The sequence below is a fragment of the Micromonospora sp. NPDC047707 genome, from assembly GCF_040704235.1.
Classification (GTDB): domain Bacteria; phylum Actinomycetota; class Actinomycetes; order Mycobacteriales; family Micromonosporaceae; genus Micromonospora.
Genome location: NZ_JBEYSU010000004.1, coordinates 54,849 through 80,737 on the forward strand (window position 1 = coordinate 54,849; position 25,889 = coordinate 80,737).

Annotated in this window: 23 protein-coding genes and 1 pseudogene; 9 read left to right on the plus strand and 15 right to left on the minus strand. The window is 71.5% G+C overall.

Translation table 11 applies throughout. The annotated features are described in order from the left end of the window. Positions 1-114: 114 nt before the first annotated feature. The 4 genes from AB0873_RS05755 to AB0873_RS05770 all read right to left on the minus strand — a co-directional run bounded on the left by AB0873_RS05755 (position 115) and on the right by AB0873_RS05770 (position 3,921). On the minus strand, positions 115-1,257 hold the full coding sequence (locus AB0873_RS05755; protein WP_366598611.1) for a HAMP domain-containing sensor histidine kinase: 1,143 nt from the start codon (positions 1,255-1,257) through the stop codon (positions 115-117). Next, entirely contained in the window at positions 1,257-1,913 is a 657-nt protein-coding gene (locus tag AB0873_RS05760) for a response regulator transcription factor (protein WP_366598612.1), read from the minus strand. The genes AB0873_RS05755 and AB0873_RS05760 overlap by 1 nt, the downstream gene beginning before the upstream one ends. Positions 1,914-2,174: 261 nt before the next feature. After that, a complete protein-coding gene (locus AB0873_RS05765) occupies positions 2,175-2,936 on the minus strand; it encodes a peptidoglycan DD-metalloendopeptidase family protein (RefSeq protein ID WP_366598613.1) in 762 nt (253 codons plus the stop codon). Positions 2,937-3,210: 274 nt separating this feature from the next. Beyond that, a complete protein-coding gene (locus AB0873_RS05770) occupies positions 3,211-3,921 on the minus strand; it encodes a M23 family metallopeptidase (protein WP_155330330.1) in 711 nt (236 codons plus the stop codon). 422 nt (positions 3,922-4,343) lie between these two features. Here AB0873_RS05770 and AB0873_RS05775 point away from each other — a divergent pair, with 422 nt between their 5' ends. The 3 genes from AB0873_RS05775 (at position 4,344) to sucD (ending at position 7,258) form a co-directional block, all read left to right on the plus strand. Next, positions 4,344-4,748, plus strand: coding sequence for a cobalamin B12-binding domain-containing protein (locus AB0873_RS05775; protein ID WP_155330331.1), 405 nt, complete (start codon positions 4,344-4,346; stop codon positions 4,746-4,748). Between the two features lie 440 nt (positions 4,749-5,188). After that, positions 5,189-6,367, plus strand: a complete 1,179-nt coding sequence (gene sucC, locus AB0873_RS05780; RefSeq protein WP_366598614.1) for an ADP-forming succinate--CoA ligase subunit beta — start codon at positions 5,189-5,191, stop codon at positions 6,365-6,367. Between the two features lie 3 nt (positions 6,368-6,370). Further along, on the plus strand, positions 6,371-7,258 hold the full coding sequence (sucD, locus tag AB0873_RS05785; protein ID WP_155330333.1) for a succinate--CoA ligase subunit alpha: 888 nt from the start codon (positions 6,371-6,373) through the stop codon (positions 7,256-7,258). A gap of 80 nt (positions 7,259-7,338) precedes the next feature. On the opposite strand, the gene AB0873_RS05790 is transcribed toward sucD, so the two are convergent. Beyond that, positions 7,339-7,602 carry a DUF4190 domain-containing protein gene (locus tag AB0873_RS05790; protein WP_155330334.1) on the minus strand — a complete coding sequence of 88 codons (264 nt, stop codon included), beginning with the start codon at positions 7,600-7,602 and terminating at the stop codon, positions 7,339-7,341. 146 nt (positions 7,603-7,748) lie between these two features. On the opposite strand from AB0873_RS05790, the gene AB0873_RS05795 reads away from it, so the two are divergent. Next, entirely contained in the window at positions 7,749-9,023 is a 1,275-nt protein-coding gene (locus AB0873_RS05795; RefSeq protein WP_366598615.1) for a DUF6350 family protein, read from the plus strand. Between the two features lie 258 nt (positions 9,024-9,281). Here AB0873_RS05795 and AB0873_RS05800 read toward each other — a convergent pair. Together AB0873_RS05800 and AB0873_RS05805 are read right to left on the minus strand one after the other, a co-directional pair. After that, positions 9,282-9,614, minus strand: a pseudogene (locus AB0873_RS05800) (DUF4190 domain-containing protein); the annotation flags it as partial. 60 nt (positions 9,615-9,674) lie between these two features. Next, positions 9,675-9,965, minus strand: coding sequence for a CD225/dispanin family protein (locus AB0873_RS05805; protein WP_155330336.1), 291 nt, complete (start codon positions 9,963-9,965; stop codon positions 9,675-9,677). A 169-nt stretch (positions 9,966-10,134) separates the two neighbouring features. Here AB0873_RS05805 and purN point away from each other — a divergent pair, with 169 nt between their 5' ends. Continuing rightward, positions 10,135-10,755 (plus strand): phosphoribosylglycinamide formyltransferase, encoded by a 621-nt coding sequence (purN, locus tag AB0873_RS05810; protein WP_366598616.1) that lies wholly within the window; start codon positions 10,135-10,137, stop codon positions 10,753-10,755. Then, entirely contained in the window at positions 10,752-12,320 is a 1,569-nt protein-coding gene (purH, locus tag AB0873_RS05815) for a bifunctional phosphoribosylaminoimidazolecarboxamide formyltransferase/IMP cyclohydrolase (protein ID WP_366598617.1), read from the plus strand. Before purN ends, purH begins: the two co-directional genes overlap by 4 nt. Before the next feature lie 67 nt (positions 12,321-12,387). Here purH and AB0873_RS05820 read toward each other — a convergent pair whose 3' ends face one another. The 5 genes from AB0873_RS05820 to AB0873_RS05840 all read right to left on the minus strand — a co-directional run bounded on the left by AB0873_RS05820 (position 12,388) and on the right by AB0873_RS05840 (position 18,025). Next, positions 12,388-13,410, minus strand: a complete 1,023-nt coding sequence (locus AB0873_RS05820) for a dipeptide ABC transporter ATP-binding protein (RefSeq protein ID WP_366598618.1) — start codon at positions 13,408-13,410, stop codon at positions 12,388-12,390. Continuing rightward, positions 13,394-14,431 carry an ABC transporter ATP-binding protein gene (locus tag AB0873_RS05825; protein WP_366598619.1) on the minus strand — a complete coding sequence of 346 codons (1,038 nt, stop codon included), beginning with the start codon at positions 14,429-14,431 and terminating at the stop codon, positions 13,394-13,396. Before AB0873_RS05825 ends, AB0873_RS05820 begins: the two co-directional genes overlap by 17 nt. Before the next feature lie 7 nt (positions 14,432-14,438). Next, positions 14,439-15,407, minus strand: a complete 969-nt coding sequence (locus AB0873_RS05830) for an ABC transporter permease (RefSeq protein ID WP_155330341.1) — start codon at positions 15,405-15,407, stop codon at positions 14,439-14,441. Beyond that, entirely contained in the window at positions 15,400-16,338 is a 939-nt protein-coding gene (locus AB0873_RS05835) for an ABC transporter permease (RefSeq protein WP_155330342.1), read from the minus strand. The genes AB0873_RS05830 and AB0873_RS05835 overlap by 8 nt, the downstream gene beginning before the upstream one ends. Positions 16,339-16,420: 82 nt before the next feature. Then, positions 16,421-18,025 carry an ABC transporter substrate-binding protein gene (locus tag AB0873_RS05840; RefSeq protein WP_366598620.1) on the minus strand — a complete coding sequence of 535 codons (1,605 nt, stop codon included), beginning with the start codon at positions 18,023-18,025 and terminating at the stop codon, positions 16,421-16,423. Positions 18,026-18,473: 448 nt separating this feature from the next. Here AB0873_RS05840 and AB0873_RS05845 point away from each other — a divergent pair, with 448 nt between their 5' ends. The 3 genes from AB0873_RS05845 to AB0873_RS05855 all read left to right on the plus strand — a co-directional run bounded on the left by AB0873_RS05845 (position 18,474) and on the right by AB0873_RS05855 (position 21,870). Further along, a complete protein-coding gene (locus tag AB0873_RS05845) occupies positions 18,474-19,334 on the plus strand; it encodes a bifunctional methylenetetrahydrofolate dehydrogenase/methenyltetrahydrofolate cyclohydrolase (RefSeq protein ID WP_366598621.1) in 861 nt (286 codons plus the stop codon). A gap of 105 nt (positions 19,335-19,439) precedes the next feature. Next, positions 19,440-20,390, plus strand: a complete 951-nt coding sequence (mdh, locus tag AB0873_RS05850; protein ID WP_155330345.1) for a malate dehydrogenase — start codon at positions 19,440-19,442, stop codon at positions 20,388-20,390. 265 nt (positions 20,391-20,655) lie between these two features. Next, on the plus strand, positions 20,656-21,870 hold the full coding sequence (locus AB0873_RS05855; RefSeq protein WP_155330346.1) for an NADP-dependent isocitrate dehydrogenase: 1,215 nt from the start codon (positions 20,656-20,658) through the stop codon (positions 21,868-21,870). A 369-nt stretch (positions 21,871-22,239) separates the two neighbouring features. On the opposite strand, the gene galT is transcribed toward AB0873_RS05855, so the two are convergent. From galT to cysC, 3 genes are all read right to left on the minus strand, one after another. Continuing rightward, on the minus strand, positions 22,240-23,316 hold the full coding sequence (galT, locus tag AB0873_RS05860; RefSeq protein ID WP_366598622.1) for a galactose-1-phosphate uridylyltransferase: 1,077 nt from the start codon (positions 23,314-23,316) through the stop codon (positions 22,240-22,242). After that, on the minus strand, positions 23,313-24,125 hold the full coding sequence (locus AB0873_RS05865) for a DeoR/GlpR family DNA-binding transcription regulator (protein WP_366598623.1): 813 nt from the start codon (positions 24,123-24,125) through the stop codon (positions 23,313-23,315). The genes galT and AB0873_RS05865 overlap by 4 nt, the downstream gene beginning before the upstream one ends. A gap of 107 nt (positions 24,126-24,232) precedes the next feature. Next, positions 24,233-25,762 carry an adenylyl-sulfate kinase gene (cysC, locus tag AB0873_RS05870; protein ID WP_366598624.1) on the minus strand — a complete coding sequence of 510 codons (1,530 nt, stop codon included), beginning with the start codon at positions 25,760-25,762 and terminating at the stop codon, positions 24,233-24,235. Positions 25,763-25,889: the final 127 nt, after the last annotated feature.

Sequence of the window (25,889 nt, forward strand, 5' to 3'; positions counted from 1 at the left end):
AGAGGTGGTGTTATGGGGCGGTGAGCAGAGTTCCTCACATCCCGCTAACATCATCCAAAGTCGATGTATTTACTGATTCTTCGGGTGCAGTCGTGGGCTCATGCCCGCAGGGCGTCACGGGCGGGGCAGGATCACGCGCACGGACAGGCCGCCGTCGGGACGGGGGGTGGCCAGCGCGTCGCCGCCGTGAGCCTGGGCGACCGCACGCACGATGGACAGGCCCAGACCGCTGCCCCGGGCCGAACCCACCCGATCGGTGAGCCGGCGGAACGGCTCGAACAGCACCGGCACCTCGTGCGGCGAGATCAGCGCGCCCGTATTGGTCACGATGATCTCGGCCTGCCGGACCTCGGCCAGGGTCTGCACCCACACGAAGCCGTGCGGGTGGTTGTAGCGGACCGCGTTGTCGACCAGGTTGCGGATCAACTGCTCCAGCAGGATCGGGTCGCCGACCACCGGCGCCGCCGCGAGTTGCGACTGGACCTGCACCCGCTGCTCCACGGCCGCCTTCGCGGTGACCTCGAGCGCATACCCCGCCAGTTGCGCCAGGTCGACCGACCGCCGGTCGGTGACGGCCTCGTCTGCCCTGGCCAGGGTGAGCAGCGAATCGATCAGCCGTTCGTGGCGCAGGTTGACCGTGAGCAGGTTCTCGCCGAGCCGCAGCACCTGCGGTGGGCTGTCCGGGCGGGCCATCGCCACATCGAGCAGGGTGCGGTTGAGCGCGATCGGGGTCTTCAACTCGTGCGCGGCGTTGGCGATGAACCGGCCCTGCCCGGCGAACGCCTCGTCGAGGCGGTCCAGCATGCTGTCGAACGAGTCGGCCAGGCTCTTCACCTCGCTGGGCGGGGCGTCCAGGTCGATGCGCTTGTGCAGGGTGCGCCCCGCGATCCGGTGCGCGGTCTCGGTGATCATGCTGAGCGGGCGCAGCAGCCGCCCGGCGACGAACCAGCCCGCCGCGGTGACCAGCACCCACACCGCCAGCAGCGTCATCCCGCCCTTGAACAGCAGGTTCGCCTGCATCGAATCCATGATCGTCTGCTTGGAGACGAAACTGCGCTCGATGTGCTCACTCGCGACCGCCTGTTGCTCCGGCGGGAGCAGCCCGTACTTTTCGTTGTACGCGACGTTCAGGCTGAACTCCATGCTGTTGTCGACCAGGATCAGCATGCCCGCCAGCACCGCCCCGCCCGCCAGGGCGAACAGCAGGCTGAACACGACGGTCAGCCGGACCCGCAGGCTGCCGCGCCACTCGCGCATCAGCGGATCCGGTAGCCGACGGCGGTGACCGTCTCGATCGGCTGCGGCTCGCCCAGCTTGCGGCGCAGCCCGCTGATGGTGACCCGGACGATGGTGGTGAACGGGTCCATGTGCTCGTCCCAGACCTTCTCCAGCAGCGTCTCGGCCGACACCACCGCGCCTCCGGCCCGCAGCAGCTCCTCCAGCACCGCGAACTCGCGGCGGGACAGACTCACGTAGCGGCCGTCACGGTAGGTCTCGCGGTGGTGCGGGTCGAGCCGGATCCCGGCCCGTTCCAGCACCGGCGGGGTCGCCGGTCGGGCGCGCCGGGCGAGCGCCCGCACCCGGGCCACCAGCTCGGCGAAGGCGAACGGCTTCGGCAGGTAGTCGTCGGCGCCGAGGCTGAGCCCGGCGACCCGCTCGGCCACCGTCACCGACACGGTGAGCATCAGCACCCGCACGTCCAGGCCCTGCGCCACGACCTGGCGGCACACCTCGTCGCCGTGCACCCGCGGCAGGTCGCGGTCGAGGATCACCACGTCGTACGCGTTGACGGCGAGCTTCTCCAGTGCCGCCGCCCCGTCGTAGGCGACGTCGACGGCGATGGCCTCCTGCCGCAGCCCTTCGGCGACGGCCTCAGCCATCAGCACCTCATCTTCCACGACCAGGACCCGCACCCCGCCACCTCCTCGACCGAACCGCCGACCGGCCGGCCGACCGACCGACCGACAAGTATGCATGGGCGTTGTGAGCAGGGTGTGAGTGAATTGTCGTGCCCGGGCCGAGCCGGTCGCAGACGCCTGCGGGCCGGTCGGGCCATCGGTGGCGGCGAACCCTTTTGCACAGCGCGGTGAAGCGATGCCGGCCTTGCCCGCCTGCCGCTCGGCCCACTCGGGCCCGATGAGAGACCGACAGGTCAATTGAGGAGCTACAAGCCGTCAGCAGGCCACGTCGATGCCCCGGGCGCGCAGGAACGGCGCCGGGTCGATCTGGTTCCACAGCTGGCCCTGGTGCACCTCGAAGTGCAGGTGCGGGCCGGTGGAGTCGCCGGTGGAGCCCTCCAGGCCGATGGTCTCCCCGGCGGCGACCGGGTCACCGACGCTCACCTTCGCGGTGCTCAGGTGGGCGTAGTGGGTGAGGTAGCCGTTGCCGTGGTCGACCACGACGGAGATGCCGTAGCCGTCGCCGGCGTCGCCGGCCTTCTCCACGGTGCCGCGGTACGCGGCGCGGACCGGCGTGCCGGCGGGCATGGCGAAGTCGATTCCGGCGTGGAGGACTCCCCAGCGGGGGCCGTAGCAGGAGGTAATCTCCGCGCCCTTCATGGGGATGACCCACGTCGGCTTCGGCCGGGTGGTCTTCTTCGGCGTCGGCTTGGCCGTCACCGTCGGCTTGGCGGTGGCCTTCGGTGTGGGGCTGGCAGTGGACGGGCCGGGCGTCGGGCTCGCCGGGGTGGGCCTGGCCGACTCGCGGGCGGAGCGGTCGGCCCGGGCGGCGGCGTCGGCGCGGGCCTGTGCGTCGATCGCGGCGGCGGCCGGCACGGTGGCGTCGTCGTTACCTGTTGCGGCGACCGCGACGCCCCCGAGGCCGAGTCCGGCCACCGCGACCGCCGTGGCCACCAGCACGCGGGTACGCCTGCTGGCCCGCCTGCGGTGCCGGACGGGGGCGATGTTCTCGGTCGGGTTGGAGCTGTCGTCCTGCACTACGGACCTTCACTGATCGAGGGGCATGTGACCTCGAAATACTGGTGTCGGTCCGGATCAGGCCGGGTAGGGGGACCGGGGCGGCGGCGGCAGGTCCGATGTGGTCGAGGGCCCTATGTCCCCTGCTGTCCGGGAATGCCGCGAAAGTCGATCATGGGTGGCCGTGCGCTTGGCCACATCCCGTGATGTGACCCGGGACACTTTCCCGCCTCGGGTGGCAATACGGAACCGCCCGGATCGAACGATCCGGGCGGTTATCGGGTGTCACGCAGCGTCAGGAGGCGGCAACCTCGTTGTAGATTGCCTCCACCTGGAGCTTGATGTCCACTCCGCGCTCCTTGAGCCATGGCACCGGGTCGAGCGGCTCGCCCTTGACATGGATCTCCAGGTGCAGGTGGGAGCCGTAGGAGTGGCCGGTGTTGCCGACCAGGCCGAGCTGGTCGCCCGCCTTGACCTGCTGGCCCTCCTTGACCGTCACCGCGGAGGAGTGGCCGTAGATGGCCTCGCTGCCGTCGGCGTGGCGGACGATCACCGTGTAGCCGTACCCGCCGAACCAGCCGGCCTTGGTGACGGTGCCGTCGTGGATGGCGACGTAGGGGGTGCCTTCGGGGGCGACCAGGTCGACGCCGGTGTGTAACTTGCCCCAGCGCACCCCGTAGGGCGAGTTGAAGTCATAACCCTGGAGGGGGAGCAGCCAGACCTCGGGCTCGGCCTCGGCGCCGCCGCGGGTGTTGCCACGCGTCGCGCGGTCCGCGGCGTCGGCGCGGTCGGCGGCGTCCTGGCTCAACGTGGACGCGGCCTTCAACTCGTCGAGGACCGACGGGTTGACACTCTTGGCGTCCGGCAGGGCGCCCGCGAGGAGCGCGACTCCGCCGGCACCGACGAAAGCGGTGGTGACGACGGCGGCGTAACGGCTCCGCGGCGGGGTGGGTACGCGGCGGCGACCGCGATATCGATCGGGCTCAGACGACAGGCGCTGGCGCACGCACACCCTCCGTTGTCGGGGTACCGAAGCGGCCCGGGGCGTTCGTGAAGCTCGGCTGAACGTCCGCTGACCGCGTCGCCACCCGTCCATGGACCTGATGACAACCGTGGACACGTTAGCCAACTGCCACGTCCGTCACAAGCCGCATCGCCGAATTGGTGTTGCGATCTGTCCGGTTGCGTCCATGATTGTGGCACCTCACAGCCCGGTGAACGTGCCCCCGATACCGACCGTTCGTCGCGCAGCGTGACCAAACGGCGGAGTCGTCCGGCTTGACGACCGAGACCGTGTCTGTCACTGCCCGGCCACGTACCGGTGTCCGCCGTCCGCCTGATGTGACGCGGCCCGGATTTCCCGGCTCGGCCCGGCCGGGTTACCGTTCGTTCAGGTAGAGCCGCGGAGCCGGTGAAGGGGATGCGCAGATGAGCTCTCGTGTTCGGGTCGTCGTCGCCAAGCCGGGCCTGGACGGCCACGACCGCGGCGCCAAGGTCGTCGCGCGTGCCCTCCGGGACGCCGGCATGGAGGTCATCTACACCGGTCTGCACCAGACCCCCGAGCAGATCGTCGAGACGGCGATCCAGGAGGACGCCGACGCCGTCGGGCTCTCCGTTCTCTCCGGGGCGCACATGACGCTCTTCCGCAAGGTGCTGGAACTGCTCGGCGAGCGGGACGCGCGGGACATCGTCGTGTTCGGCGGCGGCATCATCCCGGACGCCGACATCCCGGAGCTGGAGAAGCTCGGGGTCGCCAAGATCTTCACGCCGGGGGCGACCACCCAGTCGATCGTGGAGTGGGTCCGGCAGAACGTGGCGCAGCCGGTCGGCTGACGCCCACCGGGCCGCGCGGCCGGCCGTGCGGTCGACCCGCGCCCGTACCGGAACAGGGGGAGGGGCCGGACGCACCCCTCACACGTCCGGCCCCTCTATGCACGATGCCCCGCCGCCACCCCTCGACCGACAGGGCATCGGCCGTCTCCCGTCGTCGCGCCGAACCAGCGCTCCGACACCTCACTCAACGACGCCCTGCCGGAGGGGTTACGCACCCCGGGCAACATCGCCCGGAAGGCTGACGACGGCATGACGGGCGGGCGGCGGCGGGGCGGTTGTGCATTACCGCACACCGCGCACCCGCTCGGTTGCCGGCGGTGCCGACCTCGCTAGGCTGCGCCCAATGGCCTGTTTCAACTGATGACAGGCGTCAAACTGTTTTCCATATCGCTGGTGGCGGCGCGACGGCGCGCCGCGGAGACGGGACGGGACGCGCAATCGTGGACCTGTACGAGTACCAGGGGCGGGACCTGTTCGAGCGGCACGGGTTGCCCGTGCTCGCCGGCGGCGTCGCCACGACCCCGGAGGAGGCCCGCGCGATCGCCGAACGCCTCGGCGGTCGGGTGGTCGTCAAGGCGCAGGTGAAGGTCGGCGGCCGGGGCAAGGCCGGCGGTGTGAAGCTGGCCGAGGGCGCGGAGGAGACGGTGGCCCGGGCCACCGACATCCTCGGCATGGACATCAAGGGGCACACCGTCCACAAGGTCATGATCACCGTGACCGCGGACGTGGCCGAGGAGTACTACTTCTCCTACCTGCTGGACCGGGCGAACCGTACCTTCCTCTGCATCGCCAGCGTGGCCGGCGGCATGGACATCGAGCAGGTCGCCGCCGAGACCCCGGAGAAGGTCGTCAAGGCCCCGATCGACGCGAACACCGGCGTCGACGAGGCGAAGGCGCGCGAGATCGTCGTCGCCGCCGGCTTCCCGGCCGAGGTCGCCGACCAGGTCGTCGAGGTCGCCGTGGGCCTGTGGAAGGCCTTCGTCGCCGAGGACGCCACGCTGGTCGAGGTGAACCCGCTGGCGAAGACCGGCGAGGGCAGGCTGCTGCTGCTCGACGCCAAGGTGACCCTGGACGAGAACGCCGCCTTCCGGCACCCGGACCACGAGGCGCTGGTCGACCAGGCCGCGGTGGACCCGCTGGAGCAGGCCGCCAAGGAGAAGGACCTCAACTACGTCAAGCTCGACGGCGAGGTCGGCATCATCGGCAACGGCGCGGGTCTGGTCATGTCGACCCTCGACGTGGTCGCGTACGCCGGTGAGCGGCACGGCGGCGTCAAGCCGGCCAACTTCCTCGACATCGGCGGCGGCGCGAGCGCGGCCGTGATGGCCAACGGCCTGGAGATCGTGCTGTCCGACCCGTCGGTCAGGAGCGTCTTCGTCAACGTCTTCGGCGGCATCACCGCCTGCGACGAGGTCGCCAACGGCATCGTGCAGGCGCTGGCCCTGCTCGAGCAGCGTGGCGAGAAGGTCACCAAGCCGCTGGTCGTCCGCCTCGACGGCAACAACGCCGAGGCCGGTCGGGCGATCCTCGACGGCGCGAACAACCCGCTCGTGCAGCGGGTCGACACGATGGACGGCGCGGCCGAGCGGGCCGCCGAGCTGGCCGCTGCGGGGGTCTGACACATGGCGATCTGGCTGACCAAGGACTCGAAGGTCATCGTTCAGGGGATGACCGGTTCCGAGGGTTCCAAGCACACCCGGCGGATGCTCGCCGCGGGCACCAACGTCGTCGGCGGCGTGAACCCGCGCAAGGCGGGCACCACCGTGGACTTCGACGGCACCGAGCTGCCGGTCTTCGCGAACGTCGCGGACGCCATGAAGGAGACCGGCGCCGACGTGACGGTCATCTTCGTGCCGCCGCAGTTCACCAAGGGCGCGGTGATCGAGGCGATCGACGCCGGCATCCCGCTGGCCGTGGTGATCACCGAGGGCGTGCCGGTGCACGACACCGCCGCCTTCTGGGCGTACAACGTGGCGCAGGGCGAGCGGACCCGGATCATCGGCCCGAACTGCCCCGGCATCGCCTCGCCGGGCGCCTCCAACGCCGGCATCATCCCGGCCGACATCACCGGCACCGGCCGGATCGGCCTGGTCAGCAAGAGCGGCACGCTGACCTACCAGATGATGTACGAGCTGCGCGACATCGGCTTCTCCACCTGCGTCGGTATCGGCGGTGACCCGATCATCGGCACCACCCACATCGACGCGCTGGCCGCGTTCGAGGCCGACCCGGACACCGACGCGATCGTCATGATCGGTGAGATCGGTGGCGACGCCGAGGAACGGGCCGCGGAGTTCATCAAGGCGAACGTGACCAAGCCGGTGGTCGGCTACATCGCCGGCTTCACCGCGCCGCCCGGCAAGACCATGGGGCACGCGGGCGCCATCATCTCCGGCTCGGCCGGCACGGCCGACGCCAAGAAGGCCGCGCTCGAGGCGGTCGGTGTCAAGGTCGGCAAGACCCCGACCGAGACCGCGAAGCTGATGCGGGAGATCATGTCGGCGGGCTGAGCCCGCAGCGGCTGTCGCGGAGGGGCCGACCGGTCACGGTCGGCCCCTCCGCTCGTTTCCGGATCCCGGCGGTCCGGGGCTCAGTCGTTGTAGAGCGGATAGTTGCCGCCGGCCCAGAGGATGCCGCTCCCGATGATGTTGATCACGCCGAAGGCTATGGCCAGCCAGCCCAGCACCGGCGACTGACCGAAGCGGCGGGCGTCGCGGATCGACAGGTAGCCGAAGACGATCCCCAGGATGCCGCAACAGAGCAGGCCGGTGATGATGCCGAGCACGCCCCAGAGGGTGGTCCGGTCCCGGCCACCCGCCGGTGGGGGTGGGGGCGGTGGGTAGGGAGCGTTCACGGCGTGCCTCCTCCGCCTCGCGATCACGTCCTGTGGCCGAGGCTAGACCCGATCGGAGGTGGGGGACGGTGGATCACGGAACTCGCCGCCGTCCGGGCGCGGTATCGGACTGCCATCAGCGGTGCGGCGTGCCAGAGTAGACCCCGATGTCGTTCGTCACCCCCGATCAGCCCAGCCGACCCACGGAGGTGGGCCCGCGGCCACCCGGGCGCCCCGGGGCGGCCCGGCGGATCCCCGCACCGCGCGCCGGCGAGCCGCCCCGCCGCCGGCCGCCCCTCGCCGTCGCCGCCGGGGTCGCCGCCGCCGGGGCGGCGTTCACCTCCTGGCTGCCGGTCGCGGTGGTGCTCTGGCTCGTCCAGCTCAGCGAGGGGGCCGCGACCGTGCCGGGTGCGGTCCGCGCCGGGCTGGCCGGCTGGCTCCTCGGGCACGGTGTCCCGTTGACGACCGACGCCGGGCCGCTCGGTCTCGCCCCGCTCGCCCTGACCTTGCTCGCCGTCTGGCGGCTCACCCGCGCCGGAGTGCACACCAGCCGCGCGATCGGCGCGCGCGGCAGCCGCTCCCCACGGCGGGCGCTCGTCGCCGCCGGTGCGGTCGGTGTCGCGTACGCCGTGCTCGGCGTGCTCGCCGCGCTGCTGGTGGCGGCCAACGGGCCGGGGGTGTCGCCGGTGCGGGCGGGGCTGACGCTGGCCGTCGTCGGCACGCTCGCCGCCCTGGTCGGCGCCGCCCGCACGACCGGCGTCGCCCACCTGCTCGCCGAGCGGGCGCCGCTGCCGCTGCGCGACGGAGTTCGGGCCGGCCTGGTCGCCGGGCTGCTGCTGCTCGCGGCCGGGGCCGGTGCGGCGGGCCTCTCGGTGGCGACCGGGGGTGGTGACGCGGCCGACCTGATCGGGGCGTACCGGACCGGAGTGGCCGGCCAGGCGGGCATCACGCTGGTCAGCCTGGCGTACGCCCCGAACACCGCCGTCTGGTCGGCCAGTTACCTGCTCGGTCCCGGGTTCGCCGTCGGCACCGACACGGCCGTCCGGACGAGCGAGGTGTCGGTGGGCGCGCTGCCGGCCGTGCCGCTCGTGGCCGGACTTCCCGGGGGGCCGGTCGACGGGCCCGCCACCGCGCTGCTCGCGATACCGGTGCTGGCCGGCATGGTGGCGGGCTGGTTGCTGGCCCGCCGGGTGCTCCGGCTCGCCGCCGACGAGAAGGCGCCGCTGCGCTGGGCGCCCCTGCTCCGGCGGGCGGTGCTGGCCGGGCCCGTCGCGGGCCTGCTGGCCGGCCTCGCCGCGGCGGCCTCCGCCGGGCCGCTGGGCGGCGGTCGACTCGCCGACATCGGTCCGGTGCCGTGGCACGTGGCGGCCGTCGCGACCGCGGTGACCGGGGTCGGCGTGCTGCTCGGTGCCGCCGCCACCCGGGTCCTCTCCCGCCCCTGAGCCCGCCGGCCGCCCTGAGTCCGCCGGCCGCCCTGAGTCCGCCGGCCGCCCTGAGCCCGCCGGCCGCCCTGAGCCCGCCGGCCGCCCTGAGCCCGCCGGCCGCCCTGAGCCCGCCGGCCGCTCCGGTCCGGCCGTGCGGTCACGACGCTCCGCCGGCAGGACCGCGAGTGTCACCGCCGGCGCGAGCGGTCCCGGGACGGCGGCGGGGGCGCCCGGATCGTCCGGGTGCCCCCGCCGAAGCTGTCACGGGTACGCCGGTCACGGCCCGGACAGGCCGAACCCGACGACCGTGAGGGCGCCCCAGGCCAGGCCCAGCACCGCGCCGAGCGCGCCGCAGACCATGCCGGCGACCGCCTGGCCCGGGTTGCCCGCCAGCCCCTGGTCGCCCTTCTGCTTCCCGAGCCAGCCGGTCACCAGCGCGGCCACGCCCAGCGGCAGGCCGAGGTGACAGCAGACCAGCGGGACCGACGCGATGCCGAGGATCATGGAGATCAGCCCGAGCGTGTTCTGCTGTCCCCGCGGAAAGGGGTAGCCCGCGTTCGGGTACACCGGCGTCCCGCCGTACGGGTCGTGCGGCGGCGGTGCGGTGGGATCCGTCGGTGATGGACCGTACGGATCGGGGCCGGGCCGCATGTGGGACGTCCCGTCCGGTCAGAGGCTGTTGGCGGTGCTGCCGCTCAGCGCGAAGGAGGCCAGGCAGCACAGGATGGTGACGCCCCAGATGACGATGCCGACGATGAGCGCCCACTTGGACCACTTCTTCGACTCCGCCGCGGCGGCCTGGGCGCCCGCGTAGTCACCCTGCTGGAGCAGCGGGTTGACCTTGCTGGCGTTGATGATGGCGGGGATGGCCAGCGGCCAGAACAGGAAGATCGAGACGATCGACATCGTCATGTTGTTGTCGACCGGGGCCGGCTGCTGGGGCGGGTATCCGGGCTGCATCTCTGGTCACTCCTCAACGGGGGTCGACGCCGGGGCGTCGGATGGTGACGGCCGGGCACGCGCCGGCCAGAGCGACCGGCAGCGTACCCGGTTCGTGCCAGTCAGGGCGTCGGTGACCGGCCCGCCGCCCACCGGCTGGACGGCGTCGCCGTCCCGATAGGGTTGTCCGGTGACCGAGCCCGCGTCCGTCGCCCGCATCGTCGTCCTCGTCTCCGGCTCCGGCAGCAACCTCCAGGCACTGCTCGACGCCGGCGCCGACCCGGCGTACGGAGCCCGGGTGGTCGCGGTCGGCGCCGACCGGGACGGCATCGCGGGGCTGGACCGCGCCGCCGCGGCGGGGGTGCCCACGTTCGTCGAGCGGGTCAAGGACCACCCGAGCCGCGAGGACTGGGACGCCGCCCTGACCGCGCACGTGGCCGAGCACAAGCCGGACCTGGTCATCTCCGCCGGTTTCCTGAAGCTGGTCGGCCCGCACTTCCTCGCCGCCTTCGGCGACCGCTACCTCAACACGCACAACACGCTGCTGCCGGCGTTCCCCGGCATCCACGGGCCTCGCGACGCGCTCGCCTACGGCGTCAAGATCACCGGTGCCACGCTCTTCTTCGTCGACGCCGGGATGGACACCGGCCCGATCGTCGCTCAGGTCGCCGTGCCGGTGCTCGACGACGACGACGTGGAGACGCTCACCGAGCGCATCAAGGAAGCCGAGCGGCGCCAGCTCGTCGAGCAGGTGGGCCGCCTGGTCCGCGAAGGTTGGACGATCACCGGAAGAAAGGTCACGGTTCCGTGAGTTCCAGTCAGGACCAGCGCCGCCCGATCCGGCGGGCGCTGGTCAGCGTCTACGACAAGACCGGCCTGGTCGAGCTGGCCCGGGCGCTGCACGACGCCGGCGTGGAGATCGTCTCGACGGGGAGCACGGCCTCGGCCGTCGCCGGTGCGGGCGTGCCGGTGACCGCGGTGGAGTCCGTGACCGGTTTCCCGGAGATCCTCGACGGCCGGGTCAAGACGCTGCACCCGAAGATCCACGGTGGCCTCCTCGCCGACCTGCGCAAGGAGTCGCACGCGGCGCAGCTCACCGAGCACGGCATCGCCGGGATCGACCTGCTGGTCTCCAACCTGTACCCGTTCCAGGCCACCGTCGCCTCCGGGGCCAGCCAGGACGAGTGCGTCGAGCAGATCGACATCGGCGGGCCCGCGATGGTCCGGGCCGCCGCCAAGAACCACGTCTCGGTCGCGGTGGTGACCGACCCGGCCGCGTACCCGGTGCTCCTGGCGGCCGTGCGGGCCGGCGGGTTCACGCTGGCGCAGCGCAAGGCGCTCGCGGCCCGCGCCTTCGCGGTGATCGCCGACTACGACGTGGCCGTCGCCGAGTGGTGCGCGCAGGAACTCGTCGAGGATGCCGCCTGGCCGGAGTTCGCCGGTCTGGCACTGCGCCGGCAGGCCGTGCTGCGCTACGGCGAGAACCCGCACCAGGCGGCCGCCCTCTACGCCGACCCGTCCGGCCCGGCGGGGCTCGCCCAGGCCGAGCAGCTGCACGGCAAGGAGATGTCCTACAACAACTACCTCGACGCGGACGCGGCGTGGCGGGCCGCGAACGACTTCGCCGGCCAACCGGCGGTGGCGATCATCAAGCACGCGAACCCGTGCGGCATCGCGGTCGGCGCGGACGTGGCCGAGGCGCACCGGAAGGCGCACGCCTGCGACCCGGTGTCGGCGTTCGGCGGCGTGATCGCGGTGAACCGCCCGGTCAGCGCCGAGCTGGCCCGGCAGGTCGCGGAGATCTTCACCGAGGTGGTCGTCGCGCCGGAGTTCGAGCCCGGTGCCGTCGAGATCCTTCAGGGGAAGAAGAACATCCGGCTGCTGCGGGCACCCGCGTACGCCCCGCTGCCGGCCGAGTGGCGGCAGGTCACCGGCGGTGTGCTGGTGCAGATGCGGGACCGGATCGACGCCGAGGGCGACGACCCGGCGACCTGGCGCCTGGCCACCGGCGAGGCGGCCGACGAGGCGACCCTGCGCGACCTCGCCTTCGCCTGGCGGGCGGTGCGGGCGGTGAAGAGCAACGCGATCCTGCTCGCCAAGGACGGCGCGACCGTCGGCGTCGGCATGGGCCAGGTCAACCGGGTCGACTCGGCCCGCCTGGCGGTGGACCGGGCCGGCACCGAGCGGGCGCGCGGGGCGGTGTGCGCCTCCGACGCGTTCTTCCCGTTCGCCGACGGCCCGAAGATCCTCATCGACGCGGGCGTGCGGGCGATCGTCCAGCCCGGCGGCTCGATCCGGGACGAGGAGACCATCGCGGCCTGCAAGGAGGCCGGCGTGACCATGTACCTCACCGGCACCCGCCACTTCTTCCACTGACGGCCCCGACGTGTCTTGTTAAGAAGGGCCCCTTCCACAACGCGAGGCGTTAAGAAGGGGCCCTTCCTTACATACGGAGCTCGGCGAAGTGGCAGGCCGACGGGTGCGGGTCGGCGGCGCGGGGCACCGCGGCGGGGTCCTCGGCGGCGCAGACCTCCTGGGCCTTCCAGCAGCGGGTGCGGAAGTGGCAGCCGCTCGGCGGGTTCGCCGGGCTCGGCACGTCGCCGACCAGCCGGATCATGTTCCGGTTGTCGCGCTGCTCCGGATCCGGCACCGGCACCGCCGACAGCAGCGCCTGGGTGTACGGATGGGTGGCGCGCTCGTAGATCTCGTCCTCGGTGCCGATCTCCACGATCCGGCCCAGGTACATCACCGCGACCCGGTCCGAGATGTGCCGCACCACCGACAGGTCGTGGGCGATGAAGATGTACGAGAGCCCGAGCTCGTCCTGGAGTTGCTCCAGCAGGTTGATCACCTGAGCCTGGATCGACACGTCCAGGGCGGACACCGGCTCGTCGCAGACGATGACCTCGGGCCGCAGCGCGAGCGCGCGGGCGATGCCGATGCGCTGCCGCTGGCCGCCGGAGAACTGGTGCGGGTACCGGTTGATGTGCTCGGGGTTCAGGCCGACCACGTCCAGCAGTTCCTGCACCCGTCGCTGCCGGCTGCCCTTCGGGGCCGCCTCCGGGTGGATCTTGAACGGCTCGCCGATGATGTCGCCGACGGTCATCCGCGGGTTCAGCGACGTGTACGGGTCCTGGAGCACCATCTGCATGTTGCGGCGCAGGCGGCGCAGCTCGGCACCCGAGGCCTTGAACAGGTCCCGGCCCTCCAGGGTCGCCTTGCCGGCGGTCGGCGTCTCCAGGCGCATCAGCAGGCGGGCCAGGGTGGACTTGCCGCAGCCGGACTCGCCGACGATGCCGAGCGTTTCGCCGCGGCGCAGCTCGAAGCTGACCCCGTCGACCGCCTTGACCGCGCCGACCTGCTTCTGGAACACGACGCCCCGGGTGATCGGGAAGTGCTTGACCAGGTTCTCGACGGCGAGGATCGTCTCGCCCCGGACCTTGGTCGGGCTAGCGGGCGCTGTCATCACGGACCTCCTGCGCGAAGTGGCACGCGCTGGTCCGGCCGTCGCCGAGGACCAGGTCGTGCGGCACGACGTCCACGCAGACCTGCTGGACGTACGGGCACCGGGGGTGGAACGGGCAGCCGGACGGGATCCGCATCAGGTTCGGCGGCAGACCCCGGATCGTCGACAGTTGCTGGCCGCGGACGTCCATCCGCGGAATCGACTCCAGCAGCCCCTTGGTGTACGGGTGGGCGGGCGCCCGGTACAGCGACCGCACGTCGGCGTGCTCGACGATGCGGCCCGCGTACATGACGGCGATCCGGTCCGCGACGCCGGCGACCACGCCGAGGTCGTGGGTGATGAGGATCATCGCCATGTCGAGGTCGCGGCGCAGGTCGGCGAGCAGGTCCATGATCTGGGCCTGCACCGTCACGTCCAGCGCCGTGGTCGGCTCGTCGGCGATGAGGACCTTGGGGTTCATCGCCAGCGCCATGGCGATCATGACGCGTTGCCGCATGCCGCCGGAGAACTGGTGCGGGTAGTCGCCGAGCCGGTTGGCGGCGGCCGGGATCTGCACCAGGTCCATCAGCTCGATCGCGCGGCGGCGGGCGTCCGCGCGGGACATGCCGGCGCGCTGGCGTAGCGTCTCGCCGATCTGCCAGCCCACCGGGAAGGTCGGGTTCAGCGCGGACAGGGCGTCCTGGAAGATCATCGCGATCTCCTTGCCCCGCACCTGCCGGCGCTGCTCCTCGGACTGGGTGAGGAGGTCCCGGCCCCGGTAGAGGATCTGGCCGGAGCGGATCACCGCGGGCGGGGTGTCGAGGATCCCCATGATCGCCTGGGCGGTGACGGACTTGCCGGAGCCGGACTCGCCCAGGACGGCGAGGGTCTCACCGGCGTCCAGGTGGTACGAGACGCCGTTGATCACCTTCGCCACCCCCTCGGTGGTGCGGAACTCGACGTGCAGGTCCCGCACCTCGAGCAGGTGGCCGCCCTCCGGAGTGGGGGAGGCCGGGGTGGGGTGGACAGCGGACTGGGTCATGAGAGCCTCACCGGAGCTTCGGGTCGAAGGCGTCACGGATCGCGTCGCCGAGCATGATGAACGCCAGGACGGTCAGCGCGAGGAAGGTCGACGGGACGATCAGCGGGGTCGCCGACTCCCGCATGTGCACCCGGCCGTTGTTGATGTCGATGCCCCAGGAGATCGTCGGCTCCCTCAGGCCGATGCCGAGGAAGGACAGCGTCGCCTCGGCGGCGATGAACGAGCCGAGCGCGATGGTCAGCACCACGACGGCGGGGGCGAGCGCGTTGGGCAGGATGTGTCGCCACATGATCCGGCCGTTGCTCGCGCCGAGCATCCGGGCGGCGGCGACGTAGTCCTGCTCCTTGGCGGTGATCACCGACGAGCGGACCACCCGGGCCGCCGTGGTCCAGCCGAGCACCGCCAGCACGAAGATGACGGAGGCGATCCGGACCGTCGAGCTGTCGCTGGCGACCCGCTTGAGCAGGACGATCGCGGCGAGCAGCAGCGGGATGCCGAGCACGATGTCGATCACGCGGGAGAGGATCGCGTCGACCCACCGGCCGAAGTAGCCGGCGAGCATCCCGACGGTGAGCGCGACCAGCCCGGTGAGCAGCGCGGAGAGTGCGCCCACCAGGAGCGAGGCGCGGGCGCCGTACACCGCCCGGGCGTAGGTGTCGCAGCCCTGGAAGTCGTACCCGAGGATGGCGCCGCCGGACGGCGCGGCGTGCTGCCGCGCGAGGACGCAGTTGGTCGGGTCGTTGCCGGTGAACAGGCCGGGCACCGCGGCCATCGCGGTGACCAGCACGACCAGCGCGAGGCTGATCCAGAAGATCGGCTTGCGGCGCAGGTCGCGCCAGGCGTCGCCGGCCAGGCTACGGGGACGGCCGGTGACGGTCGAGGTGCCGCCGACCTGGTTCGGGGCGCCCGGCTCGCCGGAGGGCCCCCGCCGCGCGGCCTGGTCCTCCGACGCCGCCACGGTTTCGAAATCACTCATAGCGGATCCTCGGGTCGAGTACGGCGTACAGGACGTCCACCACCAGGTTGGAGATGAGGTAGACCACGACCAGCACGCTGACGATGCCCACCACCAGCGGACCGTCCTCGGTGCGGATGCCGCGGAAGAGGTTGAAGCCGACACCGGGGATGTTGAACACGCCCTCGGTGATGATCGCGCCGCTCATCAGGTTGCCGAGTTCGACGCCGAGGAAGGTGACGACCGGGATGAGCGAGTTGCGCAGCACGTGGATCCCGACGATGCGCCGCTTGACCAGGCCCTTGGACCGGGCGGTGCGGACGTAGTCGGCGCGCAGGTTCTCCGCCACCGAGGTCCGGGTCAGCCGCAGCGCGGTGGCCAGGGAGAGCGAGCCGAGCACGATGCCGGGCAGGAGCAGCGCGTACAGGTCGGGCTCGGCGCCGGCGGTGGGCGGGAAGAGCTGCCACTTCACCCCGAGGAAGTACTGGGCGAGGGGGGCCAGCACGATCGTCGGGATGCCGAGCACCAGCAGGGTCAGCAGCAGCGTCGAGTTGTCGAAGATGCTGGCCCGCCGGATGCCGGCGAGCACGCCCGCGGTGACCCCGAAGAGGATGGTGACCGCCATGGCGATGAGCGCCAGCTTGATCGTCACCGGCCAGGCGGCGGCGAGGATGTCGCCGATCTGCCGTCCGGTGAGGGACTGGCCGAGGTCGCCCTGGAGCAGGTTGGTGACGTAGTCGAAGTAGCGGTAGAAGAAGCCGTCGATCCCGGTCTTGTCCAGGTGGAACTTTTCCGTCAGATATGCCCGCTGGGCGGCGGTGACCGGGCGCTCGCCGGCGAGCGCCTGGATCGGGTCGCCCTGACCGGCGAACATCAGCGCGTAGACGATCAGCGTGGTTCCGAAGAACGCGAGGACCATCTGGAGCAGTCGCCGCAGAATGAAGCGGAACATACTAGGAAGTCTCTCTGAAAAAGGGCGAACAGGAAGGCGGGTCGGACCACCGGCTGGCAGTGGCCCGACCCGTCGCGCCGTGTTACTGAACGGCCTCGATCTTCACCAGGTCGACCCGGTCGAAGAGATCCATCTCCACGTTCGTGACCTTGGTCGAGTGACCGAAGCTGTTCTGGCCGAACCGGAGCGGGATCACCGGCATGTCCTTGGCCAGAAGGTCCTCGGCCTGCTGGTACTTCTTGATCGCCTCTTCCTCGGTGGCCGCCGCCGAGCCCTCGGCGACCAGCCTGTCGAACTGCGGGTTGCTGTAGCCGTAGTAGTTCGACGAGCCGGTGGTGCTGTACAGCGGGCCGAGGTAGTTCTCCATGGACGGGTAGTCCATGATCCAGCCCATCCGGAACAGGCCGACCGGCTGCTTCGCCTTGACCTTGGTCAGCAGGTCCGCGAACTTCGGCTCGGCGGTGCCGACGCAGTCCACACCCAGGTTGGCCTTGAGCTGGTTGCAGGTGGCGTCGACCCAGTCCTTGTGGCCGCCGTCGCCGTTGTACGAGATCTCGATCCGGCTCGGGCCGCCCGCGGCCTGGTACAGCGCCTTCGCCTTGGCCGGGTCGAACGTGCCGGCCGAACCGATGGTGTTGTCGCGGTAGCCCGCCACGACCGGGGAGACGAAGGAGCGCGCCGGCGTCTGCGAGTCCTTGAAGATCGACTTGGTGATCTCCTCGCGGTCGATCGCCATCGAGATCGCCTTGCGCACGTCCGGGTTGCTGAACTCCTTCTGGTACGTCGGGAAGGAGAGGAACTGGAACGACGAGGCGGGGCTGGTCTTGAACCGGTCGCCCAGGTCGGTCGACGCGGTCGACAGGTTCTCGGTCGGGATCGTCTTGATCACGTCGAGGTTGTCCGACAGCACGTCGGCGTACGCGGCGGTCAGCTGCTGGTAGATCCGGAACTCGACGCCGGCCACCTTCGGCTTCTCGCCGGGGAAGGCGTCGTACTTCTCGACCTCGACCTTGGCGTCGTGCTGCCAGGTGCCCTTCATCTTGAACGGGCCCTGCCCGATCGGGGCCTGCTCGTAGCCCTCGGCCAGCACGCCCGGCGCCGAGAAGGCGGCCTTCGGCAGCGGGTAGAAGGCGGTGTAGCCGAGCATGGTCTTGAACTCGGCGTACGGCTGCGACAGCGTGACGGTGAAGGTCAGGTCGTCGACCTTCTTCAGGCCGGACATCGTCCTGGCCTTCGGCTGCTCGCCCTGCAGGTCCTCGTACCCGGCGATCTTCTCGAAGAAGTAGCTCGAGTTCTGGCCGTTCGGGGCGTACGCGCCGTAGTTCCACGCGTCGACGTAGTTGTCGGCGGTCACCTTCTCGCCGTTGTGGAAGGTGTAGCCGTCCTTCAGCTTGATCGTCCAGGTCGTGTTGTCCTCGGACGTCACCGACTCGGCCGCCACCTCGTACGCCTTGTTGGCCTCGTCGTACTCGACCAGCGGGCTGAACAGGGCGGCGAGCACCTGCGAGCCACTCGTCTCGTTGGTGTTGGTCGGCACCAGGTGCTGCGGCTCGGCGATCTCGATCCGCACGGCCGCGTTGGGGTTGGTTCCGCCGGATCCGCCGTCGCCGCCCGAGCCGCAGGCCACCAGGCCCAGGGTCACCGCGAGCGGGAGAGCGGTCCAGGCGGCGAGCCTACGAACGCGCATGAAGTCTCCTCGTCTCCTCACACTGCGCAGTCAGGCCCGACGCTGGGTTTACGCTGCGCAACGATGGGCAACGGTAGGTCGCACAATCGCGATCGACAACGATGCCGTTGCGAACCGATAACAGGGTGTGGGGCCCGGGCTTGCATCCGGCTCGCCGTACTGGTAGAGCGTCGAGGCCTTGTAGGGCGTCGCACCAGCGTTTATGGTCGGCGGGCCGCGTAGCGTGCCGGACCGGTCCGGTGTCGTTGCGAGCTGTCCGCCCGGTCGTCCCGATCCTCCCCGCCGCGCCGCCGCCGTCGAGTTGACGGCCGTTGAGCGACCATCAAAAGTCACACACGGTGACCAAGGCCACGTCACACACCGTCACGTCATTTACTGGCGTGGGCGGTGCGGCGGCGGCTGGCCGGGTCGTCGGCCCGCGGGGGGCCGGGCGTGAGACGATCTGGGCGTGACGGCGACGCTTCTGGACGGCAAGGCGACCGCGGCCGAGATCAAGGACGAGCTGCGGGCCCGGGTGAAGGCTCTGGCGGAGCGGGGCGTCACGCCCGGGCTCGGCACCGTCCTGGTCGGCACCGACCCCGGCTCCCAGGCATACGTCAACGGCAAGCACCGGGACTGCGCCGAGGTGGGCATCGCCTCGATCCGGCGCGAGCTGCCGGCGGACGCCACCCAGGAGCAGGTCGACGCCGTCCTCGCCGAGCTGAACGCCGACCCGGCCTGCCACGGCTACATCGTCCAGCTGCCGCTCCCCGCCCAGCTGGACACGCAGCGGGTGCTGGAGCTGATCGACCCGGACAAGGACGCCGACGGCCTGCACCCGGTGAACCTGGGCCGGCTGGTGCTCGGCTACCCGGGCCCGCTGCCCTGCACCCCGCGCGGCATCGTCGAGCTGCTCCGCCGGCACGACGTGGCGCTGCGCGGCGCCAAGGTCGCCGTGGTCGGCCGGGGCAACACGGTGGGCCGCCCCCTCGGGCTGCTGCTCACCCGGCGCAGCGAGAACGCCACCGTCACCCTGTGCCACACCGGCACCCTCGACCTCGCCTCGCACACCCGCGCCGCCGACATCGTGATCGTCGCGGCCGGCGTACCCGGACTGCTCACCGCCGACATGGTCACGCCCGGCGCCGTCGTGGTCGACGTCGGGATCACGCGGGTGATCGGCCCCGACGGCAAGGGCCGCTACACCGGCGACGTCGACCCGGAGGTGGCCGAGGTGGCCGGCGCCCTGGTCCCGATGCCTGGCGGCGTCGGACCGATGACCCGCGCCATGCTGCTGACCAACGTGGTCGAGCGGGCCGAGCGCGACTGAGGCGTCCCCACCCATCAGGTGCAAACCGTCCGCCCCTGGCCGGATCGGTGCCAGGATGGCTGATACGGTCCGGAAAACCGACTGGTATCAGGGAGTGGGACGACCATGGGTAAGAAGGTCACTGTCGTCGGGGCCGGCTTCTACGGCTCCACCACCGCACAGCGCCTGGCCGAGTACGACGTCTTCGACACCGTCGTGATCACCGACATCGTGGAGGGCAAGCCCGCCGGCCTCGCCCTGGACCTCAACCAGTCGCGCGCGATCGAGGGCTTCGAGACCAAGGTCGTCGGCGTCACGACCGGCCCGAACGGTGAGGGTTACGAGGCCATCGAGGGCTCGGACGTGGTCGTGATCACCGCCGGCCTGCCCCGGAAGCCGGGCATGAGCCGGATGGACCTGCTGGAGACGAACGCCAAGATCGTCCGCCAGGTCTCCGAGAACGTCGCCAAGTACGCCCCGAACGCCGTGGTCATCGTCGTCTCCAACCCGCTGGACGAGATGACCGCGCTCGCCCAGCTCGCCACGCAGTTCCCGAAGAACCGGGTGCTCGGCCAGGCCGGCATGCTGGACACCGCCCGGTTCACCAACTTCGTGGCCGAGGCGCTGGGCGTACCGGTGAAGTCGGTCCGGACCCTGACCCTGGGCTCGCACGGCGACACCATGGTGCCGGTGCCGTCGAAGAGCACCGTAGACGGCAAGCCGCTGCGCGACGCCATGCCGGCGGAGCAGATCGAGGAACTGGTCGTCAAGACCCGCAACGGTGGCGCCGAGGTCGTCGCGCTGCTGAAGACCGGCTCCGCGTACTACGCCCCGTCTGCGGCCGCCGCCCGGATGGCGAAGGCCGTGGCGGAGGACTCCGGCGAGGTCATGCCGGTGTGCGCCTGGGTCGACGGCCAGTACGGCATCTCCGGCGTCTACCTGGGCGTGGAGGCCCAGATCGGCGCCGAGGGCGTCAAGCGGGTCGTCGAGACCGACCTGGACGCCGACGAGCTGGCCGCCCTGAAGGAGGCCGCCGAGGCCGTCCGCGCCAAGCAGGCCGACGTCGCCAACATGTGAGCTGACCGATCCCGTGGAGGGCCGCCGGCGACGCCGGCGGCCCTCCGCCGTTCCCTGCGCCGTACGCAATGCCGCCCTCGCCGCTGCCGCCGGGCGACCGCCGTGATAGACCCAGGGGTACGGCTCAGTGGCACGCGGCGACGCCTGCCAGTGACCTTCGCGCCGCCCGTCCCGACCTGGGGGCGAGGCCGCCTGGGGGCTGCCAGCCAGTTTCCAGTACGCTCGTACTGCTTGAGCACGTGTCCCCCGAGAGGAGCGCCGGCCGATGGCGAAGATCAAGGTAAACAACCCGGTCGTGGAAATCGACGGCGACGAGATGACCCGGATCATCTGGAAGCAGATCCGGGAGCAGCTGATCCTGCCGTACCTCGACGTCGACCTGCACTACTACGACCTGTCGATCCAGCACCGTGACGAGACCGACGACCAGGTCACCGTCGACGCCGCCAACGCCATCAAGGAGCACGGCGTCGGCGTCAAGTGCGCCACCATCACGCCGGACGAGGCCCGGGTGGAGGAGTTCGGCCTCAAGAAGATGTGGCGGTCGCCGAACGGCACCATCCGCAACATCCTCGGCGGCGTGGTGTTCCGCGAGCCGATCATCATGTCCAACGTGCCGCGGCTGGTCCCGGGCTGGACGAAGCCGATCATCATCGGCCGGCACGCCCACGGCGACCAGTACAAGGCCACCGACTTCGTCGTCCCCGGCCCGGGAACGGTGACCATCACCTACACCCCGGCCGACGGTTCCGCCCCGGTCGAGATGGAGGTCGCCAACTTCCCCGGCGGCGGCGTCGCGATGGGCATGTACAACTTCGACGAGTCGATCCGGGACTTCGCCCGCGCCTCCATGCGCTACGGCCTGGACCGTGGCTACCCGGTCTACCTGTCGACCAAGAACACGATCCTCAAGGCGTACGACGGCCGGTTCAAGGACATCTTCGCCGAGGTCTTCGAGAACGAGTTCAAGGCCGAGTTCGACGCCGCCGGCATCACCTACGAGCACCGGCTCATCGACGACATGGTCGCCGCCGCGCTCAAGTGGGAGGGTGGCTTCGTCTGGGCCTGCAAGAACTACGACGGTGACGTCCAGTCCGACACGGTGGCGCAGGGCTTCGGCTCGCTGGGCCTGATGACCTCGGTGCTGATGACCCCGGACGGCCGCACCGTCGAGGCGGAGGCCGCGCACGGCACCGTCACCCGGCACTACCGGCAGTGGCAGAAGGGCGAGAAGACCTCCACCAACCCGATCGCGTCGATCTACGCGTGGACCCGTGGCCTGGCCCACCGGGGCAAGCTGGACGGCACGCCGGCGGTCACCGAGTTCGCCAACACCCTGGAGCAGGTCATCGTCGAGACCGTCGAGGGCGGCCAGATGACCAAGGACCTCGCGCTGCTCATCTCCCGGGACGCCCCGTGGCTGACCACCGACGAGTTCATGAACGCGCTGGACGAGAACCTGGCCCGCAAGCTCGCCTGACTCGTGTGTAAGGAAGGGCCCCTTGTTCACGCCTGGCGTTGTGAAAGGGGCCCTTCTTAACGCCCTCGACAGGGTGGAACGGCGTGTCGGGCAGGCGACACGCCGTTTTGCGTCACTTTGCCCGGCGCGCCTCGTTGACCTGGGTGGACGAGATGCCAGTCACGTCCAGGAAGGTTGACCGCGGTCGCCTCGCGACATGCGTGCCGATCAGCCAGCCTTCCCGGCTGTCGTACGCAGCCAGCCGTCCCTTCCCAGCGGGGGGCCCTGTCCCGGGCCCCCCGCGCCCTGTCCGGTGACCGGCGCTCGTCCAGCAAGGTGTTGACAAGGGCCCCCTCCTCTACCCGAGGCGTTGAAAGGGGGCCCTTCCTTTCACGCCGAGCGGAGGAGTTCGGCGGCGCGCTCGGGGGCGATGTCGTTGATGAACACGCCCATCCCCGACTCCGACCCGGCCAGGTACTTCAGCTTGTCCCTCGCCCGCCGGATGCTGAACAGCTGAAGGTGCAGGTGACCCAGGTCCCGGTCGACGCGGACCGGAGCCTGGTGCCAGGCCGCGATGTACGGCATCGGCAGGTCGAACAGCCTGTCGAAGCGGCGCAGCAGGTTCAGGTAGAGCGGACCGAACGCGTCCCGCTCCGCGTCGGTGAGCGCCGGGATGTCCGGCACCGGCCGGTGCGGCGCCACGTGCACCTCGACCGGCCACCGGGCGGCCGCCGGGACGTACGCCGTCCAGTGCTCGTTGCCGGCGACCACCCGGTCCCCGGCGGCGCGTTCGGCGGCGAGTACGTCGGCGTACAGGTTGCGGCCCCCGGTGCGGTCGGCGTGCCGGCGGGCGGCGGCCAGCATCGCCCGGGTCCGCGGCGTCACGAAGGGGTACGCGTAGACCTGCCCGTGCGGGTGGTGCAGCGTCACACCGATCTCGACGCCCCGGTTCTCGAACGGGAAGATCTGCTCCACGCCGGGCAGTTCGCCCAGCGCCGCGGTCCGGTCGGCGAGCGCGTCGAGCACCGTCCGCACCCGGCGGGGGGTGAGGCCGCCGAACGAGGCGGTGTGGTCGTCCGTGAAGCAGACCACCTCGCACCGGCCCTGCCCGGGCCGGACCGGGGTGAACGGCGTGATCTCCGCCGGTTCCTCGGCGATCCGGCCGCTCAGCGACGGGAAGCGGTTCTCGAAGACCACCACGTCGTAGTCGGGTGCCGGGATCTCGCTGAGCCGGTCGGCGGTGGACGGGCAGAGTGGGCACTGGTCGGCCGGGGGGAGGAAGGTGCGGGTCTGCCGGTGCACGGCGACCGCCACCCACTCGTCGGTCAGCGGGTCGTACCGCAGTTGCGACGCCGGCGGGGGCGGCGGCAGCTCCCGGCGGTCGGGCTGGTCGCGGACGGCGTCGTCCCGCTCGTCGAAGTAGATCAGCTCCCGGCCGTCGGCCAGTTCGATCGCGGTGCGCTTCACTCCGCCTCCCCTCCACTCGTCGGCGTGGTCCGGCCCGTGCCACTGACGACCACCAGTTCGCCCACCTGCCCGTCGAGTACCTGCCGGGCGTCGGGCGGCAACCGGTCGTCGGTGACCAGGACGTCGGCCGCCGAGAGCTCGACGATCGACGAGAGCCCGACCGTGCCCCACTTCGTGTGGTCGGCGAGCACCACGAGGCGGTCGGAGGCGGTCACCAGGGCCCGGTCGGTCTCGGCCTCCATAAGGTTGGGCGTGGTGAACCCGGCCCGCTCGGTGATCCCGTGCACGCCGAGGAACAGCAGGTCCAGGTGCAGCGAGCGGATCGCGCCGACGGCGAGCGGCCCGACCAGCGCGTCCGAGGGCGTGCGGACGCCGCCGGTGAGCACCACCGTCTGGTCCGGACGGCCCCCGGCGTGCAGGATCTCGGCCACCGGCAGGGAGTTGGTCACCACGGTGAGACCGGGCACGTCGACCAGGCGGCGCGCCAGTTCGGCGGTGGTGGTGCCGGCGGAGAGGGCGATCGCGGCGCCGGGCCGGACCAGGTCCGCGGCCCGGCCGGCGATGGCGGCCTTCTCGGCGAGCTGGCGCACCGACTTGGCGCGGAACCCCGGCTCGTCCGTGGAGCCGGGCCCGGCCACCGTCGCGCCGCCGTGCACCTTGGCCAGCAGCCCGCGCTCGTGCAGGAGGTCGAGGTCGCGTCGGATGGTCATGTCCGACACGCCGAACTCGGCTGCCAGCTCGGTCACCCGTACCCCGCCGGCGGTGCGTACCCGGTCGAGGATGGCCGCCTGCCGCTGCTGCGCCAGCATGCGCCGCACCTCCGCACCTGTCACCGCGCACTCTCACGCGGTCGAACGTGTTCGAACAAGAATGAACACTAGCGCGCGGGAGTCACCCACGAAAGGGAAGGGGGTGCTTACACGGTCGGGTGGCGGGGCTCGACCCAGCCCGTCTCGGCCAGGTGGTGCAGCACCGACTGCACCGCCTCGTCGACCGACAGATCGGTCGTGTCGACCACCAGGTCGGCGTCGGCCGGCTCCTCGTACGGGTCGTCGATGCCGGTCATCCCGCTGAGCAGGCCGGCCCGGGCGCGCGCGTACAGACCCTTGCGGTCCCGCTGCTCGCAGACCTCCAGCGGGGTGGCGACGTGGATCAGCAGGAAGCCCGCCCCGGCGGTCAGCGCCATCTCCCGGGCGGTGGCCCGGGCCTGCGCGTACGGGGCGATCGGGCAGCAGATCGACACCCCCCGGTGCCGGGCGATCTCGGCGGCCACCCAGCCGATCCGGCGGACGTTCGCGTCGCGGTCGGCCTTGCTGAAGCCCAGGCCGGCCGACAGCTCCCGGCGGACGACGTCGCCGTCGAGCAGGGTGACCGTCCGTTCGCCCTGCTCGCGCAGCGCGTCGGCCAGACCCCGGGCGACGGTGGACTTGCCGGAACCGGACAGGCCGGTCAGGAAGATCACCAGACCCCGGTAGCGCCGGGGCGGGCGGGCCCGGACCAGTTCCTTCGCCACCGCCGGCGGCGTGTGCCACTCGGGCAGCGGGAAGCCCCGGTCCAGCAGGTCGTCGATCTCCGCCTGGCTCAGTGCCAGCCGCCGGTTGCGGGGCGGAATGTCCTCCCGCCAGCGCCACTGCCCGTCCCGGTTGTCGTAGGCCAGCTCACGGGGCACCAGCACCCGCAGCCCGGCGCCGGAGAGCATCTCGCCGGTGGAGAGCAGGTGGGTCACCCCGTACGCCGCCGACACCCGGGCCCGCAGCAGCGCGTCGCTGATCTCCTCCCGGCGGCGGGACAGCGGCACGGCGACGAGCGTCGCCGGGGGCATCCGGTCCCGGGCGGCGAAGACGCTGCGGACGAGCGCCTCCGGCGGCAACCCGCCGCCGCCGTCCTCGCCGACCGGGATCAGCACGAGCAGGTGGGCGCCGAGGGTACGGGCGGCGTGCGCGATCTGCGCGAGTTGCGGCCGGTGCAGCGGGCGGTCGGCGATCACCCCGAGCACCCGCCCCGGGGGCAGCAGCGCGCGGACCTCCTCCGGGGTGCGGCGCAGCCGCTGGAACGGCCCGTGGCCCCCGTCGCCCAGCCGGCGCACCGGCCCGCCCACGCCCGCCACCCCGTCGCGGACCGGCCACGCGTCGGTCACCTCCAGCGCGGCCACCGGAGCGCCCTCGCCGTCGGTCAGCACCAGCGTGCGGCGCGCCGGGTCGCGCACGTCCAGCCCCTGGGCGAGCGCCGCGGGCACCTGGAGGGTCACCGGCACGGGCCAGGGCGAGCCGTCGGCGAGGCGGCTGCGCCGGCTCACCGACACCAGGTCGGCCCGGGTCATGAACCCGGTCAGTGGCGTGTACGCCCCGGTCAGCAACAGCTCCAGATCCGCCAGCTCACCGGGGCGCGGCGTGTACGCCGGCGCGTCCCGGAGCAGCTCGTCCGGCAGCACCCAGCCGTTGCTCATCGAATCCCCCAACCCGCCTGACCGGCACACAGTTTCTCAGCCCACACCGGGATCGGTCGAGTGCCACTCCCGGTGTCGGGGGAGACGCGGGTGACCGGCGCGACGGAGCCCGGGTGACGGCCCGGTG

What these genes read in the sequence shown, in the direction of transcription:
- AB0873_RS05755 (WP_366598611.1), bottom strand. Translation starts at nt 1,257, where the DNA reads ATGCGCGAGTGGCGCGGCAGCCTGCGGGTCCGGCTGACCGTCGTGTTC.
- AB0873_RS05775 (WP_155330331.1), top strand. Translation starts at nt 4,344, where the DNA reads ATGAGCTCTCGTGTTCGGGTCGTCGTCGCCAAGCCGGGCCTGGACGGC.
- sucD (WP_155330333.1), top strand. Translation starts at nt 6,371, where the DNA reads ATGGCGATCTGGCTGACCAAGGACTCGAAGGTCATCGTTCAGGGGATG.
- AB0873_RS05795 (WP_366598615.1), top strand. Translation starts at nt 7,749, where the DNA reads ATGTCGTTCGTCACCCCCGATCAGCCCAGCCGACCCACGGAGGTGGGC.
- AB0873_RS05805 (WP_155330336.1), bottom strand. Translation starts at nt 9,965, where the DNA reads ATGCAGCCCGGATACCCGCCCCAGCAGCCGGCCCCGGTCGACAACAAC.
- AB0873_RS05820 (WP_366598618.1), bottom strand. Translation starts at nt 13,410, where the DNA reads ATGACAGCGCCCGCTAGCCCGACCAAGGTCCGGGGCGAGACGATCCTC.
- AB0873_RS05825 (WP_366598619.1), bottom strand. Translation starts at nt 14,431, where the DNA reads ATGACCCAGTCCGCTGTCCACCCCACCCCGGCCTCCCCCACTCCGGAG.
- AB0873_RS05830 (WP_155330341.1), bottom strand. Translation starts at nt 15,407, where the DNA reads ATGAGTGATTTCGAAACCGTGGCGGCGTCGGAGGACCAGGCCGCGCGG.
- AB0873_RS05835 (WP_155330342.1), bottom strand. Translation starts at nt 16,338, where the DNA reads ATGTTCCGCTTCATTCTGCGGCGACTGCTCCAGATGGTCCTCGCGTTC.
- AB0873_RS05840 (WP_366598620.1), bottom strand. Translation starts at nt 18,025, where the DNA reads ATGCGCGTTCGTAGGCTCGCCGCCTGGACCGCTCTCCCGCTCGCGGTG.
- mdh (WP_155330345.1), top strand. Translation starts at nt 19,440, where the DNA reads ATGGGTAAGAAGGTCACTGTCGTCGGGGCCGGCTTCTACGGCTCCACC.
- AB0873_RS05855 (WP_155330346.1), top strand. Translation starts at nt 20,656, where the DNA reads ATGGCGAAGATCAAGGTAAACAACCCGGTCGTGGAAATCGACGGCGAC.
- AB0873_RS05865 (WP_366598623.1), bottom strand. Translation starts at nt 24,125, where the DNA reads ATGCTGGCGCAGCAGCGGCAGGCGGCCATCCTCGACCGGGTACGCACC.
- cysC (WP_366598624.1), bottom strand. Translation starts at nt 25,762, where the DNA reads ATGAGCAACGGCTGGGTGCTGCCGGACGAGCTGCTCCGGGACGCGCCG.